The sequence below is a fragment of the Calidifontibacillus erzurumensis genome, from assembly GCF_013303125.1.
GTDB classification, from domain to species: domain Bacteria; phylum Bacillota; class Bacilli; order Bacillales; family Bacillaceae_J; genus Calidifontibacillus; species Calidifontibacillus erzurumensis.
Map to the genome: position 1 here is coordinate 248,446 of NZ_JABTTE010000001.1, position 21,478 is coordinate 269,923.

General features: G+C 38.2%; 19 protein-coding genes. 18 read left to right on the forward strand and 1 reads right to left on the reverse strand.

The window, feature by feature from the left end:
• Positions 1-151 precede the first annotated feature (151 nt).
• The 13 genes from lpdA (at position 152) to HR057_RS01410 (ending at position 15,671) form a co-directional block, all read left to right on the forward strand.
• Positions 152-1,573: a dihydrolipoyl dehydrogenase gene (gene lpdA, locus HR057_RS01350; protein ID WP_173729588.1), complete on the forward strand. Its 1,422-nt coding sequence runs from the start codon at positions 152-154 to the stop codon at positions 1,571-1,573.
• A 51-nt stretch (positions 1,574-1,624) separates the two neighbouring features.
• Positions 1,625-2,617 (forward strand): thiamine pyrophosphate-dependent dehydrogenase E1 component subunit alpha, encoded by a 993-nt coding sequence (locus HR057_RS01355; RefSeq protein WP_173729589.1) that lies wholly within the window; start codon positions 1,625-1,627, stop codon positions 2,615-2,617.
• Positions 2,618-2,628: 11 nt separating this feature from the next.
• Complete coding sequence (locus tag HR057_RS01360; protein WP_173729590.1) at positions 2,629-3,612, forward strand: alpha-ketoacid dehydrogenase subunit beta; 984 nt, start codon at positions 2,629-2,631, stop codon at positions 3,610-3,612.
• Between the two features lie 109 nt (positions 3,613-3,721).
• Complete coding sequence (locus HR057_RS01365) at positions 3,722-5,020, forward strand: dihydrolipoamide acetyltransferase family protein (protein ID WP_173729591.1); 1,299 nt, start codon at positions 3,722-3,724, stop codon at positions 5,018-5,020.
• 224 nt (positions 5,021-5,244) lie between these two features.
• The gene (locus tag HR057_RS01370; protein WP_173729592.1) at positions 5,245-7,389 is read left to right on the forward strand and encodes a methylmalonyl-CoA mutase family protein; all 2,145 of its coding nucleotides are present in this window, start codon (positions 5,245-5,247) and stop codon (positions 7,387-7,389) included.
• Positions 7,386-9,581 (forward strand): methylmalonyl-CoA mutase, encoded by a 2,196-nt coding sequence (scpA, locus tag HR057_RS01375; protein WP_173729593.1) that lies wholly within the window; start codon positions 7,386-7,388, stop codon positions 9,579-9,581. The genes HR057_RS01370 and scpA overlap by 4 nt, the downstream gene beginning before the upstream one ends.
• A 3-nt stretch (positions 9,582-9,584) precedes the next feature.
• On the forward strand, positions 9,585-10,709 hold the full coding sequence (gene meaB, locus HR057_RS01380) for a methylmalonyl Co-A mutase-associated GTPase MeaB (protein ID WP_173729594.1): 1,125 nt from the start codon (positions 9,585-9,587) through the stop codon (positions 10,707-10,709).
• Positions 10,710-10,979: 270 nt separating this feature from the next.
• Positions 10,980-11,411, forward strand: coding sequence for a BrxA/BrxB family bacilliredoxin (locus HR057_RS01385; RefSeq protein WP_173729595.1), 432 nt, complete (start codon positions 10,980-10,982; stop codon positions 11,409-11,411).
• A gap of 298 nt (positions 11,412-11,709) precedes the next feature.
• A complete protein-coding gene (locus tag HR057_RS01390) occupies positions 11,710-12,516 on the forward strand; it encodes a transporter substrate-binding domain-containing protein (protein ID WP_230474312.1) in 807 nt (268 codons plus the stop codon).
• A 94-nt stretch (positions 12,517-12,610) separates the two neighbouring features.
• A complete protein-coding gene (locus tag HR057_RS01395; protein ID WP_196237804.1) occupies positions 12,611-13,264 on the forward strand; it encodes an amino acid ABC transporter permease in 654 nt (217 codons plus the stop codon).
• Positions 13,257-13,979 (forward strand): amino acid ABC transporter ATP-binding protein, encoded by a 723-nt coding sequence (locus HR057_RS01400; RefSeq protein ID WP_173729597.1) that lies wholly within the window; start codon positions 13,257-13,259, stop codon positions 13,977-13,979. The genes HR057_RS01395 and HR057_RS01400 overlap by 8 nt, the downstream gene beginning before the upstream one ends.
• 94 nt (positions 13,980-14,073) lie before the next feature.
• On the forward strand, positions 14,074-14,616 hold the full coding sequence (locus tag HR057_RS01405; RefSeq protein ID WP_173729598.1) for a L,D-transpeptidase: 543 nt from the start codon (positions 14,074-14,076) through the stop codon (positions 14,614-14,616).
• Positions 14,617-14,717: 101 nt separating this feature from the next.
• Positions 14,718-15,671: an aromatic acid exporter family protein gene (locus HR057_RS01410; protein ID WP_173729599.1), complete on the forward strand. Its 954-nt coding sequence runs from the start codon at positions 14,718-14,720 to the stop codon at positions 15,669-15,671.
• A gap of 21 nt (positions 15,672-15,692) precedes the next feature.
• Here HR057_RS01410 and prli42 read toward each other — a convergent pair whose 3' ends face one another.
• On the reverse strand, positions 15,693-15,785 hold the full coding sequence (gene prli42 / locus HR057_RS01415) for a stressosome-associated protein Prli42 (protein ID WP_173729600.1): 93 nt from the start codon (positions 15,783-15,785) through the stop codon (positions 15,693-15,695).
• Between the two features lie 220 nt (positions 15,786-16,005).
• Here prli42 and mce point away from each other — a divergent pair, with 220 nt between their 5' ends.
• The 5 genes from mce to rnz all read left to right on the forward strand — a co-directional run bounded on the left by mce (position 16,006) and on the right by rnz (position 21,471).
• The gene (mce, locus tag HR057_RS01420) at positions 16,006-16,422 is read left to right on the forward strand and encodes a methylmalonyl-CoA epimerase (RefSeq protein WP_173729601.1); all 417 of its coding nucleotides are present in this window, start codon (positions 16,006-16,008) and stop codon (positions 16,420-16,422) included.
• 2 nt (positions 16,423-16,424) lie between these two features.
• On the forward strand, positions 16,425-17,975 hold the full coding sequence (locus HR057_RS01425) for an acyl-CoA carboxylase subunit beta (RefSeq protein ID WP_173729602.1): 1,551 nt from the start codon (positions 16,425-16,427) through the stop codon (positions 17,973-17,975).
• A gap of 164 nt (positions 17,976-18,139) precedes the next feature.
• Complete coding sequence (locus HR057_RS01430) at positions 18,140-19,255, forward strand: M20/M25/M40 family metallo-hydrolase (protein ID WP_173729603.1); 1,116 nt, start codon at positions 18,140-18,142, stop codon at positions 19,253-19,255.
• A 24-nt stretch (positions 19,256-19,279) separates the two neighbouring features.
• Positions 19,280-20,533 (forward strand): DNA polymerase IV, encoded by a 1,254-nt coding sequence (locus HR057_RS01435; RefSeq protein ID WP_173729604.1) that lies wholly within the window; start codon positions 19,280-19,282, stop codon positions 20,531-20,533.
• A gap of 14 nt (positions 20,534-20,547) precedes the next feature.
• Entirely contained in the window at positions 20,548-21,471 is a 924-nt protein-coding gene (gene rnz, locus HR057_RS01440) for a ribonuclease Z (RefSeq protein WP_173729605.1), read from the forward strand.
• The last annotated feature ends 7 nt before the right edge of the window (positions 21,472-21,478 follow it).

The following is a 21,478-nucleotide window of genomic DNA, read 5'->3' on the forward strand; positions in this document are numbered from 1 at the left end:
ATATATGAAAATTATTGCATGAGTATTATACAGAAAAATAAAGCGCTTTCAATTATGTGTTTTTGGCATAATTATTGCATTTTTTATTGTAAAGAAAAATTGAAGCGCTGCGACAATTATCGAATAAGGATATGTATAGGGGGACTAAAATATGGCAACAGAATACGATCTCGTTATCCTAGGTGGGGGTACAGGAGGTTATGTGGCAGCAATACGTGCCGCCCAACTTGGGTTAAAAACAGCGTTAGTAGAAAAAAAGAAATTAGGTGGGACTTGCTTGCACCACGGCTGCATACCTAGCAAAGCGCTTCTTCGTAGTGCTGAAGTATTTGCGACCGCCAAGCGCGGGGAGGAATTTGGCGTACTTTTATCTGATGTAAAACTTGATTTTTCTAAAGTACAATCTCGTAAACAAAAAATTATCGATCAACTTCATCGAGGCATTGAACATTTAATGAAGAAAAATAAAATTGACGTTTATGAAGGAGTAGGACGAATTCTTGGCCCTTCGATTTTTTCTCCTACACCGGGCACTATTTCTGTTGAAATGAATAACGGAACGGAAAATGAAATACTAATTCCAAAACATGTAATTATTGCTACTGGTTCTAGACCACGAACATTACCGGGTTTAGAAATAGATGGAAAATATGTAATGACATCCGATGAAGCGTTAGAAATGGAAAATCTTCCTCAATTAATTCTAATTATCGGTGGCGGTGTTATAGGAATCGAATGGGCATCGATGTTATCAGATTTTGGTGTTGAAGTGACTGTTTTGGAATATGCTGACCGGATTTTGCCAACTGAAGATCAAGAGATATCGAAAGAAATGCAGCGAATTATGAAAAAAAGAAAGATTAAGGTCGTAACTGGTGCAAAAGTTCTTCCAGAAACTTTCGAAAAAGGTAACGGAGTAACGATTGCTGCAGAAGTAAAAGGAGAACAACAACTCTTCTCAGCTGATACGATTCTAGTATCTGTCGGCCGCCAAGCAAATATTGAGGATATTGGTTTGCAAAATACATCCATTGAAATTGAAAAAGGGTATATAAAAACGAATGAATTTTATCAAACAAAAGAAAAGCACATTTATGCGATTGGAGATGTAATCGGCGGATTGCAGCTTGCCCATGTAGCTTCCCATGAAGGCATCCTGGCAGTTGAACATATTGCTGGTGAAAATCCTAATCCGATCGATTATACACTTATTTCAAAATGCATTTATTCAAATCCTGAAGTTGCAAGTGTTGGTTTAACTGAAGAGGAAGCTAAACAAAAAGGGTTTCCTGTAAAAGTCGGAAAATTTATGTTTCGAGCAATTGGGAAAGCGCTCGTTTTTGGTGAATCAGATGGATTTGTAAAAATTGTAGCTAACAGTGAGACAGATGATTTATTAGGTGTCCATATGATTGGTCCTCATGTTACAGATTTAATTTCTGAAGCAGGACTTGCGAAAGTTCTTGATGCAACACCTTGGGAAATTGCTCATACAATCCATCCGCATCCAACTTTATCAGAAGTCATTGGAGAAGCTGCATTGGCTGTTGATGGAAAACAAATTCATGCGTAGAGCAATGATTGGAATATTTTTATAACTCTTTATTGAAAGGGGTACAGAGAAATGGTGCAAAATCGTCATCAAGCACTTGGTTTGAGTGATGAAACTGTATTGAAAATGTTTGAAACGATGGTATTGGCGCGAAAAGTTGATGAGCGTATGTGGCTATTGAATCGCTCTGGAAAAATACCGTTTGTAATTTCTTGCCAAGGACAAGAGGCTGCACAAGTCGGTGCTGCTTTTGCCTTAGATCGCACTAAAGACTACGTTCTTCCTTATTATCGTGATGTTGGCGTAGTACTAACGTTTGGGATGACAGCTAGGGAACTGTTGCTTTCTGGTTTTGCAAAAGCAGAAGATCCGAACTCTGGAGGACGGCAAATGCCAGGCCATTTCAGCCAAAAGAAAAATAGAATCGTTACAGGTTCCTCACCAGTTACAACCCAAGTTCCACATGCAGTAGGAATCGCATTAGCAGGAAAAATGGAAGGAAAGGATTTAGTAGCATTTGTCACATTTGGTGAAGGTTCATCAAACCAGGGTGATTTCCATGAAGGAGCAAATTTTGCAGGCGTTCATAAGCTGCCAGTAATCTTCATGTGTGAAAACAATAAATATGCAATCTCTGTTCCGATTGAAAAACAGTTATCATGCGAGAAAGTTTCAGATCGGGCGATCGGCTACGGCATGCCTGGTGAAACAGTTGATGGCAATGATCCACTTGCAGTATATGATGCAGTAAAAAGAGCAGCCGATCGAGCTCGAAGAGGAGAAGGCCCAACATTGATCGAGACGGTTTCTTATCGATTAACACCTCATTCAAGTGACGATGATGATCGAATCTACCGTTCACGTGAAGAGGTTCAAGAATCAAAAAAACGCGATCCACTGATCACTTTTGCTGCTTATTTAAAAAGCGCAGGAGTATTAACAGATGAAAAAGAAAAAGAAATTTATGATAAAGCAAAAGAAATCGTTGATGAAGCAACTGAGTATGCTGAAAATGCTCCATATGCTGCTCCGGAACATGCTTTAAAATACGTCTATGGGGAATAGGAGGAGAGGTTATGGCTATAAAATCCTATATTGAGGCTGTTACGAGCGCGCTTTATGAAGAAATGAAGCGAGACGAAAAGGTGTTTATTTTAGGTGAAGATGTCGGTAAAAAAGGCGGGGTTTTCAAAGCGACACAAGGTCTTTATGAAGAATTTGGCGAAAATCGGGTCATTGATACGCCGCTTGCCGAATCAGCAATTGTCGGCGTTGGTATTGGAGCCGCAATGTATGGTATGAGGCCTGTTGCTGAAATTCAATTTGCTGACTTTATTATGCCTGCAGTGAACCAAATTATCTCGGAAGCAGCAAGGATTCGCTATCGCTCCAACAATGATTGGCATTGCCCAATTGTAATCCGTGCACCATATGGGGGCGGCATTCACGGTGCATTGTATCATTCCCAATCGGTGGAAGCTATTTTTGCCAACCAGCCAGGTCTAAAAATTGTGATGCCTTCAACACCTTACGATGTTAAAGGTTTGTTGAAAGCAGCCATTCGCGATGATGATCCAGTTCTCTTTTTCGAACATAAACGTGCTTATCGTTTAATTAAAGGTGAAGTTCCAGATGATGACTATGTATTGCCAATCGGCAAGGCAGATGTAAAGCGTGAAGGGGAAGACATTACAGTTATAACTTATGGGCTGTGCGTCCATTTTGCTCTCGAAGCGGCTGAAAGATTAGCTAAAGACGGCATCTCCGTTCATATTCTTGATTTGCGTACAGTTTATCCTCTGGATAAAGAAGCAATTATTGAAGCGGCGGTTAAAACCGGAAAAGTGTTACTTGTTACAGAAGATAATAAAACAGGCAGCGTTTTAAGCGAAGTAGCAGCGATCATAGCTGAAAATTGCTTGTTTGATCTCGACGCACCGATCATGCGCCTTGCTGGACCTGATGTACCAGCTATGCCATATGCACCAACGATGGAAAAATTCTTTATGGTTGATCCTGATAAAGTAGAAAAAGCGATGAGAGAACTGGCAGAATTCTAAAAACGTATTCATGAAAAAGCCTGAATTCATTCATCAAAAAGTTTTCGAAGATCGTAAACTGTAAGTGGTTGGATTCTAGACCCTTACAAACTAGAATGGAGGTTTTATAGTGGCTTTAGAAAAAATAACAATGCCGCAATTAGGTGAGAGTGTTACTGAAGGCACGATTAGCACTTGGTTTGTAAAACTGGGAGATTTTGTTAAAAAGTATGAACCGCTTGCAGAAGTTCAAACGGATAAAGTAGTTGCTGAAATTCCGTCTTCATTTACAGGTGTTGTCAAAGAACTTGTTGCAAAAGAAGGGCAAACATTGGCTGTTGGAGAGGTTATATGCTACATCGAAACTGAAGCAACGATTCAACGGACTGCCGGAGAAATGAAGATTGCAAGCCCTTCACCAAAAGTAGATCTTAATGAGACAATGAAGTATCGCTATTCCCCTGCTGTATTAAAAATGGCCCGAGAGCATCAAATAGATCTTGAAAAAATTCAGGGCACTGGTAAAGGTGGACGAATTACGAGAAAAGATTTACAAAAGTTAATTGAATTGGGAGGAATCCCGAGTATAGAAATAGAAAATCGGGATGAAAAGGAAGAGCTGGCTTCCGACACTACACAGAAAGCAGAACAAGTTCCGGAACAGAAAACAGCACCTGTTCCTCAAATTGAAGCTCAAGCTTCCATTGAACGATCAGCAACAGAAGGGAATGTTCAGGAAATCCCTGTGACAGGAGTAAGAAAAGTAATTGCAGCCAATATGGTTCGTTCGAAACATGAAATTCCTCATGCTTGGACTATGGTTGAAGTCGACGTGACGAATCTTGTGGCTTATCGGGATAAATTAAAAGATGAATTCATGAAAAAAGAAGGTTTTCCGCTTACGTATTTTGCTTTCTTTGTAAAAGCTGCTGCATTAGCTTTAAAAGAATTTCCGATCATAAACTCTACTTGGGCCGGAGATAAAATTGTCCAAAAGAAAGATATAAATATTTCTATTGCAGTTGCAACAGATGATGCATTGTATGTACCTGTTATTAAACATGCTGATGAAAAAACGATCAAAGGTATTGCTCGGGAAATTCATGAATTGGCATTAAAAGTACGAAGTGGTAAGCTATCTCCTGACGATGTCCAAGGTGGAACGTTTACGGTCAACAATACAGGTTCTTTTGGTTCAATTCAATCAATGGGAATTATCAATTACCCACAAGCAGCCATTTTACAAGTAGAATCTATCGTCAAGCGTCCAGTCGTCATGAACGGCAACATGATTGCAATCCGCGACATCGTAAACTTATGCATGTCCCTTGACCACCGAGTATTAGATGGATTAGTATGTGGCCGTTTTTTAAAGCGGGTGAAAGAAATTTTGGAAAATATATCCGGAGAAACAACAACAATTTTCTAGTTAAGGCGAGGCTGTTAAATTCAGCCTCTTTTTTATGACAAATTTTATCATTTTTCTACAAATTATTGCTGAAAGTTTCTTTTGATTTTGTGTTTTATTGATACATTAAGTTATTTATACTACTATATATGTAGGTTTCAATTTTTTTGAAAATTAAAACATAAAATTAAAAAATATGTTGGAAGAAAGGGGTGGAGGTATCTCCTAGTGGGAGATGGTTTTGTATGAAAACGGAAAAAGAGAATAAATTTAATTTAGACCAGTTTTGTGAGTTTCCTTTTCCTGATGAAAAAAAATGGCAAGAAGTAGCTGAAAAATCATTAAAGGGAAAACCTATTGAATCTATATATACTGACACATATGAAGGAATACGATTGAAGCCTTTATATATACGGTCTGATGTTGAAGGGCTTTCTCATATCAATGATTTACCAGGAGAAGGTTCATTTGTTAGAGGGACAAATTATTTAAACAATACTCATAAGCCATGGGATATTGCCCAAGAAATTACAGCTAGAAGTGCCAAAGCTTTCAATGAAGCTGTCAGGGAAGACTTAAATCGTGGACAAACAATGGTTCATTTAGTAGTCGATGAAGCAACAAAAAGAGGTATGGATCCAGATAAAGCGAATGAAGAATTAGTCGGTGCGAATGGGATCCCTGTTAGCACATTGGAACAATTAGAAGAAGCTTTAGCAAACATTGATATAGCCAAATATCGCTTGTTTATGCAAACGGGCATTAGCACTATGCCTTTATATGCAAGCTTTGTCGCATATGCAAAGAAACAACGAATTAATATTCAAGATGTAGAAGCTTTTATCGGTTTAGATCCAATCGGTTCGATTGCTAGTTTTGGAAAAACGCAGATTGGTTTAAAAAGGTTATATCATGCGATGGCTCAACTTGCTATGTATGCAAACCAAAATACGCCAAATGTGAAAACGATTTACGTACAAGGAGAGGTATATCATAATGCCGGTGCTAGTGCCACAGAAGAATTGGCATATGTATTGGCAACTGGTGTGGAATATATTTCAGAAATGCTTGAGCGCGGTTTAGACATTGATCAAATTGCAAAACAAATGTATTTTTCATTTGCAGTTGGATCCAATGTTTTCATGGAAATCGCTAAACTTCGGGCAGCTCGCATGCTGTGGTCAAAAATTGTAAAAAGTTTTGGCGGTAGTAAAGATGCCCAAAAAATGTATATCCATGTACGTACTTCAAATCAGACGAAAACAATTTATGATCCTTATGTAAATATGTTGCGTGCGACAACAGAAGCATTTGCCGGAGCTGTCGGTGGTGCAAACAGCATGCATGTATCTCCGTTTGATGAGGCAATACGTCCTGCTGATACTTTCTCACGCCGCATTGCACGTAATACGCAAATCATTTTGCAAGAAGAATCTTACTTGAATCAAATTGTCGATCCTGCTGGTGGTTCATGGTATGTCGAATCTCTAACCGATGCTATTGCGCAAAAAGCTTGGGAAATTTTCCAAGATATCGAAAAATGCGGTGGAATGTATGAAGCACTAAAAGCTGGAAAAGTCCAAGCAGTAATTTCCGAAACTGCAGAAAAAAAGAAAAAGAATGTTGAAACACGTAAAGATCGTATTGTTGGAACGAATATGTATCCGAACTTAGCGGAAAAACCGTTGGAAGTGCGGGAAGTCATCGAAGATTTCAAAACAGATGTCATTAATCGAATAAAAAATAAGAAGGAACAGTCCAATGAAGGGCGAGAAAAAGCGATTGAAGCTATTCGGAAAGCCATTGCAAATGAGGAACAACTTATTCCATTGTTTATCGATGCTGCATCCGCAGGGGCAACTATCGGTGAAATGATTAGCCTATTATCAGAAAATTGCAAAGGTGCAGAAATAACACCATTGACTGCTTATCGTCGTTCTGAAAGCTTTGAAAAGCTGCGTAAAGCTGCAGAAGCTTATAAAGAACAAAAAGGAGAGTATCCAAAAGTATTCTTTATTAATTTAGGATCGATTCCAAATCATAAAGCACGTGCTGATTTTTCTGAAGGATTTTTTGCGGCTGGAGGATTTCAAGCAGTTAGAAATGATGGCTATGAAACGGCAGAAGAGGCTACTAAAGCTTGCGAACAATCTGGAATTGATACGGTCGTTATTTGTGGTACAGATGAACAATATGAACAGTTTGTGCCAACGATTGCAAAAGCGCTTAAAAATAGCAGCAAAGACCGGTATATTTTCGTTGCAGGAAAACTTTCATCCGAGGTTGAAAAACAATTTGTATCAGCCGGCGTTGATGAGTTTATCCATGTGAAGTCGAATTGCTATGATGTATTGGCTCGACTTCAAGAGCGAAAGGGGTTAACTATATGACGAGGAAACCAGACTTTACTAAAATTCCCTACCAAGCAGAACCGACAAACATCGATGTAGATGCTTGGAAAAAACAAGTTGAAACGATCATTGACGGTTCTTTTGATGATTTGCTTTTTCAAACAAATGAACAAATTAAAATAAAGCCTGTTTATGCGAAAGAAGATATTCAAAATCATAATTATATGGATTATATGCCTGGTATTCCTCCTTATTTAAGGGGACCATATCCGACGATGTATGTCGTACGCCCTTGGACGGTGCGACAATATGCAGGTTTTTCAACAGCGGAGGAGAGCAACGCATTTTATCGGAGAAATTTAGCTGCCGGACAGAAAGGATTATCTGTTGCTTTTGACCTTGCAACACACCGCGGCTATGATTCAGACCATCCGCGTGTTGTTGGTGATGTCGGTAAAGCAGGTGTTGCCATTGATTCTATTTTAGATATGAAAATTTTATTTGACGGGATTCCATTGGATCAAATGTCTGTATCAATGACGATGAATGGAGCCGTTTTACCGATTATGGCTTTCTACATTGTTACTGCCGAGGAACAAGGAGTAAAACCTGAACAGTTGTCTGGTACTATTCAAAACGATATCTTAAAAGAATATATGGTGCGTAATACGTATATTTATCCACCAGAAATGTCCATGAAAATCATTGCTGATATTTTTGAATATACATCAAAATACATGCCTAAATTTAATTCAATCAGTATTTCAGGATACCATATGCAAGAAGCTGGTGCACCAGCTGATATCGAGCTTGCTTATACGCTTGCAGATGGTCTTGAGTATGTGCGTACTGGTTTAAAAGCCGGAATTGATATTGATAAATTTGCGCCGCGTTTGTCATTCTTCTGGGCAATCGGCATGAACTATTTCATGGAAGTCGCAAAAATGAGAGCTGCCCGTATCATTTGGGCGAAATTGATGAAGCAGTTTAATCCTAAAGATGAAAAATCATTGGCGCTTAGAACACATTCACAAACATCTGGTTGGAGCTTAACTGAACAAGATCCGTTCAATAACGTCGTTCGTACGTGTATTGAGGCAATGGCTGCGGCACTTGGTCATACTCAGTCGCTCCATACGAACGCACTTGATGAAGCTATTGCATTGCCAACTGATTTTTCAGCAAGAATAGCTCGCAATACGCAATTATATTTGCAAGATGAAACAGGCATTTGTAATGTCATTGACCCATGGGCTGGCTCATATTATGTTGAATACTTAACTGGTAAATTAATTGAGAGAGCATGGGGTCATATCGAAGAAATTGAAAAACTAGGCGGTATGGCGAAAGCAATCGAAACTGGCTTGCCAAAAATGCGGATTGAAGAAGCTTCAGCACGGAGGCAAGCACGAATTGATTCTGGAGCAGAATCAATTATTGGTGTTAATAAATATCGTTTGGACAAGGAGGAGCCAATCGAAATATTGGAAGTTGATAATACTCTTGTTCGCGAGCAGCAAATCGAGCGGTTAAAAGAATTGCGGGCAAATCGAGATGAAGCACGCGTTCAAGCTGCGCTTAATGCGATTACGAAAGCAGCTGAAACAGGAGAAGGAAACTTATTAGAATTGTCTGTTGAAGCAGCAAGAGCCCGTGCATCATTAGGTGAAATTTCTTCAGCGATTGAAAAAGTTTCCGGTCGCCATAGAGCGGTCATCCATTCAATTAGCGGTGTTTATTCATCTGAGTTTACCAATGAGGAAGTCATTGAGCGCGTTAAACAAATGACAGATGAATTTGCTGAGAAAGAAGGCCGTAGACCACGGATCATGATTGCGAAAATGGGACAAGATGGACATGACCGTGGCGCCAAAGTTATTGCAACGGCATTTGCTGATATGGGATTTGATGTAGACATCGGTCCTTTATTCCAAACTCCTGAAGAAACAGCACAGCAAGCTGTTGAAAACGATGTTCACGTCATCGGAATGAGTTCTCTGGCAGCTGGTCATAAAACATTGTTGCCGCAATTAATTGATGAATTGAAAAAGCTTGGACGTGAAGATATTATCGTTGTTGTGGGTGGCGTTATCCCTGCTCAAGACTACGATTATTTAAGAGAACATGGAGCCTCTGCGATCTTCGGTCCAGGAACAGTAATTCCTGTTGCTGCTCAAAAGGTTATGGAAGAAATTAACCGCCGCTTTGGTGATTCTGAGGACGTGTTTTAATTAATGGAGAATAAAAACAGACCGGAATGGGTTCCGGAAAATGCGGACAAAGGTTTTGCCACAAATATAATGAGAGGCGTCGAAGGTGGGCATGATGGGATGGAGAGTAGTCAGCCTATAACCAACTTTCGAGCGGGCGCTAGGAAAGGATATTCACTAGATGAAATCGTCGATGGTATTTTAAAAAATGACCGTGTTATTTTAGCTCGTGCTATAACCCTTGTAGAAAGCAATGCACCGAAACATATCGAAAAAGCACAGCAAATTTTAAATCGTATACTTCCTTACACCGGTAATTCGCTCCGAATAGGCATTACCGGTGTTCCCGGTGCAGGGAAAAGCACATTTATCGAAGCTTTAGGAAGTTTTTTATGTAATAAGGGACATCGGGTAGCCGTTTTAGCTGTAGACCCGTCAAGTAGCATTACAGGAGGCAGTATTCTAGGAGATAAAACAAGGATGGAAAAACTATCACGGGATAAGCGGGCTTTTATTCGCCCATCTCCATCAGGTGGTACGCTTGGCGGTGTCAACCGCAAAACGAGAGAGACAATGCTACTATGTGAAGCCGCCGGTTATGATGTTATATTAATAGAAACGATCGGCGTCGGACAAAGTGAAGTTGTCGTTCGATCGATGGTCGATCTTTTTGCCTTGCTAGTTTTAACAGGTGCAGGTGATGAGCTGCAAGGCATGAAAAAAGGCGTTATGGAATTAGCTGATTTAATTATCGTTAATAAAGCTGACGGAGATAACGAACAAAAAGCAATGGTTGCCAAAGACGAATATAACCGTATTGTTCATTATTTGCGACCTGCTACAGAAGGTTGGCAAACCAAAGCATTAACATGCTCAGCCTATTATGAAAAAGGTATCGATCGTATATGGGAAGAAATGCAAAACTTTGAAAAGAATACAAAAGCTTCAGGTGTGTTTCAAAAAAGACGTGCTTCCCAAATTAAAGATTGGATTTATTCTATGATTAAAGATGAGCTGGAACAGAAATTTTTTAATCATCCACAAGTGAAAAAAGTGTTGCCGGAAATTGAAAAAGAAGTGGTGGAAGGCAGGCAGCCTGTCACCCAAGCTGTTCAATATTTGTTTGAGCAGTATGAAAAGCGGGAATAAATAGAAAAAGGGCATGGTGAGTTGAGTTCACCAGCCCTTTTTAATGTTCTCAGAAGGTGAGAGATGGGGGTGCCTCACCTTCAAAATCTAGGGAGTCTAGGGGTATGGGGCCTAGATTTATTATTATAGTTCCCAATTTTGAACTGAAATAAACATAAAAATTTAAAAATATTAAAATATATTTCTACTATAACATATCTAATCATTTGCGTTAACCTGTTTAAATTGGTAGTATTATCTATATGACTTGTTCAATTAAGGAGTGAAAACATGGATTTTCAAATGTTTATGAATGATATTGTAGATCAAGCAAGAAAGGAAGCCGAAGCTGCAGGGTTTGAACAATTGCGGACACCAGAAGAAGTCGAAGACGCTTTTAAACGCCCTGGCACTACACTTGTATTAGTAAATTCAGTATGTGGTTGTGCGGGAGGAATCGCACGTCCGGCAGCTGCACATGCTATTCATTATGATAAAGTACCTAATCATATGGTAACTGTTTTTGCTGGTCAAGACCGTGAAGCAACAGAAAAAGCACGTGAATATTTTGTAGGGTTTCCTCCATCTTCACCTTCGTTTGCATTAATGAAGGACGGGAAATGTGTCGCTATGCTTCATCGCCATGATATTGAAGGTTCAGAACAAATTGAAGTGGTGCAAAAGCTGCAAGGATTATTTGAAAAATATTGCGATGAAATATAAAATAAAAGTAGACCGGGCTTTGCCCGGCTCATTTTTGTACAGCGCTTTTTAAGATTTGCATCAGCAATTCTTTTTAACAAAAATTGTAAGCGCTTTAAATGAAATTCAATTTAATTTTGAATGCTTTGTACAACCTTGAATTATTCTGAAATATTCTTATATTAAAATTTATTTGTTTACTATTGCTTCATGATTATTTCATGGTACAATACAAACGTATAAATATGAAATGAAGTTCATATATATTTAAATTTATAGCAAAATATTGTATAGAAATGTACATAAAGGAGGAAATTTTTTGAAAAAGTTATTTTCTTTCGCGTTGGTTTCAATTTTATTAGTTGGACTTTTAGCTGCTTGTGGACAAGGTGGAGCTGGTACGGAACAAACAGCTGATAACAATGGAGAAAACAAGGAAGAGAAAAAAGTTCTCATCATGGGAACTTCTGCAGATTATCCGCCATTTGAATATGTAGATACTGCTAAAGGAGAAGAAATTATTGGCTTCGATGTAGACTTGGCAAAAGCGATTACAGAAAAGCTTGGTTATGATTTAGAAGTGAAAGATATAGAATTTTCCGGTTTAATTGAAGCATTAAAAAGCGGAAAAGTGGATATTGTTCTTGCCGGCATGACTCCAACTGAAGAACGGAAGCAAAGCGTTGATTTTTCAGATATTTATTATACAGCAAACCATATGATTGTTTCGAAAAAAGACAGCGGTATTCAATCCGTTGAAGATTTAGAAGGAAAAACAGTGGGCGTTCAGCTTGGATCAATCCAGGAAGAAAAAGCAAATGAAATTAAAGAAACGATCAACATTAAAATTGAAAGCCGCAACCGAGTTCCAGAACTAATTCAAGAAATTAAAGCTGGTCGTTTTGATGCAGCCATTATCGAAGATACTGTGGCTAAAGGGTATTTAGATAATAATGCAGATTTAGTCGGCTTTACAATGGTAAATGAAGAAGAAGCTGGAAGTGCCGTTGCTTTTCCAAAAGGAAACGAAGAATTGGTAACTCAATTTAATGAAATAATCAAAGAAATGAAAGAAAATGGTGAAATGGAAGCTTTAATTAATAAATGGTTTGGCGGAAATGAATAATGAAAAAAAGCGGCGAAGCGGGTGTTTTGCCGCTTTTCTTTAGTTGAATGAATTGAATGAGCCATTTGATGTGGCAAGAAATGGGGGGCTTTTTTTGGATTTTGGACCAATAATACCTTCAATTCCTTATATTTTAAAAGGGATTGGGGTTACAATACAAATTGTTGCGGTATCTGCTTTGTTAGGATTTTTCCTTGGTATCATTTTAAGTTTGTTCAAGATATCAAGAATAAAAGCTTTGCAATGGTTTGGCGATGCTTATACGTCAATCTTTCGAGGAACGCCTTTAATCTTACAACTAATGATTATTTATTACGGTTTGCCGCAAATCATTGGCTATGAAATTTCGGCGTATATGGCATCCATCATGGCATTTGGATTAAATTCCGGCGCTTATGTTTCAGAGGTTATTCGTGCTGGAATAGAAGCGATCGATAAAGGGCAGCGAGAGGCTGCAATGGCGCTCGGCGTTCCGTATGGGCAAATGATGAAAGATATTATTTTGCCGCAAGCTTTAAAAAATATTTTGCCTGCTCTAATGAACGAATTTATTACATTGACAAAAGAGTCAGCGCTTGTATCGGTAATCGGCGTATTGGATATTATGAGACGTTCTTACATCGTCGGTGGCGAACATTATTCATTCTTCCCGCCGATGCTGGTTGCTGGTGTGATCTATTATCTGATGGTTATGGGGCTAACTCTTCTTGGAAAGGCACTGGAGAGGAGAATGAAGCGCAGTGATTAAAGTTGAAAATTTGCACAAAACATTCGGAAGGCTTGAAGTTCTAAAGGGTATTACAACAACCATTGATGATGGGGCAGTCGTTGCGATTATCGGTCCTTCTGGGTCAGGGAAGTCGACTTTTTTAAGATGTTTGAATAAATTGGAAGAGCCTACAGAAGGAAGAATTTGGATCGGGGAAGATGAAATTACCGATCCGAAAACAAATATTATGAAAGTTAGACAAAGAATCGGCATGGTCTTTCAACATTTTCATCTATTCCCACATATGACGGTCCTAGAAAATTTAACATATGCACCAATTAAAGTAAAAGGAATGCCAAAAGCTGAGGCAGAAAAAAAAGCGAGAGACCTTTTAGATAAAGTAGGACTTTTAAATAAAGCAAATGAATACCCAAATCGTTTATCAGGCGGACAAAAACAAAGGGTTGCCATCGCAAGAGCTCTTGCAATGGAACCGGAAGCAATGTTATTTGATGAGCCGACATCAGCGCTTGATCCTGAAATGGTCAAAGAAGTGCTCGATGTTATGAAATCTTTAGCCCATACAGGAATGACAATGGCGATTGTTACCCATGAAATGGGTTTTGCCCGCGAAGTGGCCGACCGTGTGTTATTCTTGGATGAAGGCGTCCTTGTTGAAGATGCTCCACCAAATGAATTTTTTACAAATCCGAAATCAGCGCGGGCAAAAGCATTTTTAGAAAAAGTATTATAGAGGGAGATGGACTTTTCCATCTCTTTTCTTTTTGCATGAAAAATGCTATTCCGTTTCAAACTAACCTTAAATGAAAAATTGAGGATGAAGGCTAATGTTCATTAAATGCTTGCTTTTTATTATGTTTTTTTCACCTTTATGGCCGATCGGTCAAAATCCAATTGTTGGAGATCCATTTTTAATTGTAAATAAAAAGACAAATCAGCTTGCCTATATCAATGAAGGAAAAGTGCAAAAGGTTTATCCTGTGGCAACTGGAAAAGAGGATAGTTTAACACCTGTTGGTAAATTTACGATTACGGTGAAAGCAGTTAATCCCTATTATCGCAAGAAAAATATACCGGGAGGCGCGAAAGAAAATCCATTAGGGACAAGGTGGATCGGTTTTGATGCTGAAGGTACGGACGGCCGTATATATGGTGTCCATGGGACGAATAATCCAAATTCAATCGGCCGCTATATTACCCAAGGATGTGTTCGCATGTATAACAAAGATGTGGAAGAACTGTTTTCACAAATTCCGATTGGTACACAAATTGTTATAATATCAACCGATCTTTCATTTGAAAAGCTTGGACAACAGTTTGGAGCCATTCCACAAGATATCCCGGAAAACTTAAAATTTTTTCTTCAATAATGGGTTTATTAACAAAAAAGATAAAAATTATAGGGATGGCGAAGTCCATCTTTTTTTGTTTTATAATGGGATTAAGATAGATAGTTTTAGGGGAGAATAAAATGTTCAAAATAGGTCCAAGAACATTAAAAACAGCGATAGGAACTGTGCTAGCTATAAGTATAGCTAAGTTATTTCATTTAGATCATTATACTTCTGCAGGTATACTTACAATTTTATGTATTCAAGCCACAAAAAAGAAATCTGTTCAAACAGCAAAGGCACGATTAATTGCTGCGCTTATTGGTATTTTCTTTTCTATTTTATTTTTCAATGGGATCGGGTTTCATCCTCTCGTTTTAGGCCTTCTTTTATTGTTTTTTATTCCAGTAACGGTACGTTTTAAAGTACAAGAAGGGATGGTTACGAGTGCAGTAATAATATTACAGTTTTACAATTTGCAAGAAATGTCTGTTGAGGCAGTTTTAAATGGTATTTTCCTAGTTATTATTGGAATTGGGGTTGCCCTCCTAATGAATTTGTATATGCCTAGTGCTGAAAATAAATTGCGTGATCTTCAAAAAGAACTGGAATCGCAATATAAAATTATTTTAAAGGAAATTTCCATTTATTTAAAAGAAGGCGATCACCTTTGGGATGGAAAAGAAATTACTAATGCATACGATCTTATTCAAAAAGCGAAAACTTTGGCAATTCAGCATAAGGAAAACCGGCTATTTGGGGATGAGGATGATTTTATTGGCTATTTTATAATGAGGGAAAAGCAGTTTGAAGTGATTGAAAGAATGTTGCCGCTTGTAACATCTCTAAAAATTTCAATGGTTCATTCTAAAATGATTGGAGATTTGATCGAAGAAATAGCTGAAGCTGTTCACTCTAAAAATACAGCAGTCGTATTTTTAGCAAAACTAGAAGATTTGCAGCGGACATTTAAGAAAATGCCGCTGCCAAAAACACGGGAAGAATTTGAAATACGCGCATCATTATTAAACTTTTTATGGGAACTTGAAAAATATTTGAATATTAAAAGATATTTTCGGGAAAGCGATGTATGAACAAAATATTGGTTATGTATATTACATGAAAAAATAAATCCCAGTTAATAATGTAGTTAATAACATTGAGGCAATCATTAAATAAACCATGATCTTCATTAGTTTTCGATTCATCAAAAATCCCCCTCTTAATATTCTTTATTATCATTATTGTACTTATACAAATGAAGAGGAACAAGGGAGAAGCTTATGTCTTATAGAATAAAAAATTGTAAATTTTGTCGAATAAAATGAAAAATTGTAAATTTTTCAATGATTTGCAGGAATTCTGGAAATTAAAATCGAAATTATTAAAGTCTGACATTGGATGATGTTTCAAAAGGAGGAGAACAAATTGGCCAAGAAAATCGATCATATAGGAATTGCAGTAAAATCAATTGAAGCATCTTTGCCAATTTATACTGAACATTTAAAACTTAAATTAATGGGAATTGAGGAAGTCGAATCAGAAGGTGTAAAAGTTGCTTTTTTAAAAGTGGGCGAATCAAAAATTGAATTGTTGGAACCTTTGCATGATGAAAGCCCAATTGCAAAATTTCTTGAAAAGAAAGGCGAAGGAATTCATCATATTGCATTAGGTGTTGACGATATAAAAGGTCGTATTCAAGAAATTAAAGAAAAGGGTTTACGTATGATAAATGATGAGCCGAAAACAGGTGCCGGTGGCGCACAAATTGCCTTTTTGCACCCGAAATCGACTGGTGGAGTTTTATACGAATTATGTGAAAAGAAAGAGAAGGAGGAAAAATAGTCGTGGATATTTATGATAAAATTAATGAACTTTACGATCGACGTCGTGAAGTGGAAATGGGCGGTGGGGATGACCGCATTCAGAAGCAACATGAAAAAGGAAAACTAACAGCGAGAGAGCGTATCGATCTTCTCCTTGATAAAGGAACTTTCGTTGAGACGGATCCGTTTATTGAACATCGATGCTCAGACTTTGGTATGGCTGACCAAAAAGGTCCAGGGGAAGGAGTTGTTACTGGGTACGGTAAAATAAATGGTCGTCTTGTGTTCGTATTTTCCCAAGATTTCACTGTTTTCGGTGGAGCATTAGGGGAAATGCATGCTAAGAAAATTGCTAAAATTATGGATTTAGCTGCGCAAAACGGGGCACCAATTATCGGCTTGAATGATTCAGGTGGCGCACGAATTCAAGAAGGTGTTCTTTCACTTGACGGCTATGGCCATATTTTTTATAGAAACTCAATTTATTCTGGTGTTGTTCCTCAAATTTCCGTTATTATGGGTCCGTGTGCAGGCGGTGCTGTTTATTCACCGGCTATTACCGATTTCGTTTTCATGGTAAATAAAACGAGTCAAATGTTCATTACCGGTCCTAAAGTTATTGAAACAGTAACAGGCGAGAAAATTTCTGCTGAAGATCTCGGCGGTTCGAAAGTACATAATACAATTAGCGGTAACGCTCATTTTCATGCAGAAAGTGAAGAACAAGTGTTAAATGATGTTCGAACATTGCTCAGTTACTTGCCGCAAAATAACGAAGAGAAACCGCCAGCAATTGAATATAATGAGGAAGATGATGATTATCGCCCAGATTTGGCTGATGCAATTCCGTTTGACGCTGTTCGACCATATGATGTTCGTGTAGTTATTGAACAAGTTGTTGATAAAGATTCATTTATGGAAATTCAAGCAGGCTTTGCAAAAAACATCGTCATCGGCTTTGCTCGTATCCGCGGCCAAGTTGTCGGCTTAGTATGTAATCAGCCGAAAGTAATGGCTGGGGGACTAGACATCGACTCATCTGACAAAGCAGCACGTTTTATTCGTTTCTGTGACTGCTTCAATATTCCGATTATTACTTTTGAAGATGTAACAGGATTTTTCCCTGGTGTTAAACAAGAACATGGCGGCATTATCCGTCACGGTGCGAAAATTCTTTATGCATATTCTGAAGCAACAGTTCCAAAGCTAACTGTTATTTTACGAAAAGCATACGGCGGAGCATATGTTGCTCTAAACAGTAAAGCGATCGGTGCAGATATAGTATACGCTTGGCCAAATGCTGAAATAGCAGTAATGGGTCCACAAGGTGCAGCGAACATTATTTTTGCCCGGGAAATAAACGAAAGTGAAAATCCGGAAGCAAAACGCCAAGAAAAAATTGATGAATACCGTGATAAGTTTGCAAATCCATATGTGGCAGCATCCCGAGGAATGGTTGATGATGTCATCGATCCTCGAATGACTCGGATAAAAATTATTCAAGCGCTTGAAATGCTTCGCAATAAAAAAGATTCAAGACCGAACAAAAAACATGGCAATATTCCTCTTTAATAATCTATATTTGTTGTAGATTTACAATATATGTGTACAATTTGAAAAAATATTCATTTATTTCTGCGGTGCATCGTTTCGATTCACCGCTTTTTCTTTTGTGATCACAAAATTTTACCATTATAATAGGTAAAAAGGAAAAAGTTGATTGGGAGGATTTTTTTATGATCAATAAAGATCGTTTAATACAAGAATTTATCGAGTTAGTAAAAGTTGATTCAGAAACAAAGTATGAAGGAGAAATTGCGAAAGTATTAAAAAAGAAATTTGAACAATTAGGACTACAAGTTGTTGAGGACCAAACGACTGAACAAACAGGACATGGAGCAGGTAACTTAGTTTGTACACTCCGAGGTACGAAAGATGTCGATCCGATCTATTTTACTTCCCATATGGATACAGTCGTCCCTGGAAAAGGAGTGAAACCAAGCATTCAAGGGGATCGGATTGTCACAGATGGGACGACAATTCTTGGAGCGGATGATAAAGCTGGATTAGCTGCGATGTTAGAAGCTATAAAAGTAATTAAAGAACAAAAGATTGAACATGGAACGATTGAATTTGTTATTACTGTAGGTGAAGAATCTGGCCTTGTTGGTGCTAAAGCATTGGATCCGGCTTTAATGACAGCAAAATACGGGTATGCTCTTGATAGCGATGGGGACGTTGGTACAATTGTTGTTGCTGCGCCTACTCAAGCAAAACTTAAAGTAGTTGTAAAAGGGAAAACAGCCCATGCCGGTGTAGCTCCAGAAAAAGGTATATCTGCAATTACGATTGCTTCGAAGGCTATAGCAAAAATGCCTTTAGGTCGAATTGATGAGGAAACAACTGCCAATATCGGACGTTTCGAAGGCGGCACTCAAACGAACATTGTATGTGATCATGTAGAAATATTGGCTGAAGCTCGTTCGCTCGTTGAAGAAAAAATGCAAGCCCAAGTTGCAAAAATGAAAGAAGCATTTGAAGAAACAGCGAAAGAAATGGGCGGAGAAGCATTTGTTGACGTTGAAATCATGTATCCAGGTTTTAAATATAGCGATGGCGATGCTGTAGTTGAATTGGCAAAAAAAGCGATTACAACCATCGGACGTACACCGAAATTAGTACAATCAGGAGGAGGCAGCGATGCTAATATTTTTGTGGGGCATGGCATTCCAACGGTGAACCTTGCAGTCGGATATGAGGATATTCATACGACGAATGAAAAAATGCCGATTGAAGAACTTGTGAAAACTGCAGAACTCGTAGTTGCAATAATTAAAGAAGCAGCAAAGTGATCCTTAAGGAAGTGATCATAAAAAATGGATCGTTTTTATCCAAAAAACGGCCGCGTCATACTTCATGTCGATATGAACAGTTTTTATGCATCTGTCGAAATGGCCCATAATCCCAAATTAAAAGGGAAACCGCTTGCGATAGCAGGAAATCCGAAAGAACGGCGGGGAATTATTGTTACCTGCAGTTATGAAGCCCGTAAAAGGGGCGTCAAAACGGCGATGCCCCTTTGGGAAGCGAAAAAATTGTGCCCGGAACTAATTGTCATGCCACCTGATTTTGCAAAATATAAAAAAGCTTCCATCGCGATGTTTCAAATATTAAAAAGGTTTAGTTCATTAGTAGAACCAGTCTCTATTGATGAAGGCTACATAGATATTTCGGACAGTAAGCTGTATGGCTCACCTTTAGAAATTGCAAAGAAGATTCAAGAACAAATTCTATCAGAATTGGATTTGCCATCTAGTATTGGAATCGCTCCGAATAAATTTTTAGCAAAAACCGCATCTGATATGAAAAAGCCAATGGGGATTACGATATTGCGGAAAAGAGACGTTCCGACGAAGTTATGGCCTCTAAAAGTTGAACAAATGTACGGAATTGGCAAGAAAACAGCTGAAAAGCTGAATAGCATCGGTATCCGGACAATTGGTGAACTTGCTAATGCTAGCGAATATCAATTGAAACAATTGTTAGGTATTAACGGCATTCGGTTGAAAGAAAGGGCGAATGGGGAAGACCATCGCAAAGTTGACCCTGATTCAGTATCCGAATTTAAAAGCATCGGGAATTCAACAACTCTCCCAGCTGATACAGTAGACGAACAAGAAATTCGTCATGTCTTTGAACGATTGGCTGCTTCTGTAGAGAGAAGAATGGAGCAAAATGGGGTCGTTTCGTGGAATATTCAAATTACGATTCGTTATTTTAACCGTAAGACAATTACGAGAAGCCGAAAATTAAAACAAGCAGTTTTCACGAAAGAGGCAATATTTAATGCTGCTTGGCATTTATTTACGATCCATTGGAGTAAAGTTCCGATCCGTTTGCTTGGTATTACTGCCCAAGAGCTTGAAGAAAAAAAGGAAGCAACAAAACAACTCTCCTTGTTTACTTTTGAAGAAGAGGCAAAAGACGAGCCATTACTTTTGGCGATTGAAAAATTAAAAGATAAATATGGTTCTAATATTATCGTTAAAGGAGCCGAAAAACAAAGGGAGGATTCTAAAGTACCTTCCACAAGTTTCCAAAAAGATTTCTTGAGAGATATGAAAGAATGAAAGGGGGACGAAGCTTGGAGTTAATATTTTTAGGAACAGGTGCTGGCGTCCCTGCAAAACAACGCAATGTGTCAGCGCTTGCCCTCGACCTTTCTAATGAAAGAGGAACAACTTGGCTGTTTGATTGTGGAGAAGCGACACAACATCAAATATTACATACAACGATTAAGCCGCGCAAAATTGAAAAAATTTTTATAACTCATCTGCACGGCGACCATATTTTTGGATTGCCAGGATTCTTAGGGAGCAGGTCTTTTCAAGATGGAACAGACACTCTAACCGTTTACGGTCCAAATGGAATAAAAGAGTTTATCGAAGTGTCTTTAAGAGTAAGTTGTACTCATTTAAAGTATCCACTAGAAATTGTTGAAATAAATGAAGGTGTTATATTTGAAGACGAGCAATTTTTAGTTGAAGCAAAAAAACTTGAACACGGTATTGTTTGCTATGGTTACCGTATTATTGAAAAAGATCTTAAAGGATCTCTTCAAGTTGAAAAACTGAAAGCACTAGGTATTCCCCCGGGGCCGATTTATAAAAAATTGAAAGATGGTAAAACTGTTACTTTGGATGACGGTACAATCCTTCATGGTGCTGATTTTGTCGGTGCGGATAAACCGGGCCGGAAATTGGCGATCGTCGGTGATACCCGCATTTCGAAAAAAGCGATTGAGCTGGCTCTTGATGTAGACGTTTTAGTTCATGAAGCAACGTTTGGAAAAGAAGATCAAATAATTGCCCATAATTATTATCATTCGACGACAGAACAAGCAGCATATGTTGCGAAGGAAGCCAATGTCAAAAAGCTTATATTAAATCATCTTAGTTCCCGCTATCAAGGAGAGGATCTCAATCAATTGTTAATAGAGGCTCAGCAAATTTTTCCGAATGTATTCATTGCCTTTGATTTTTATAGACATGAGATTACTAGAAAATAATTAAGGA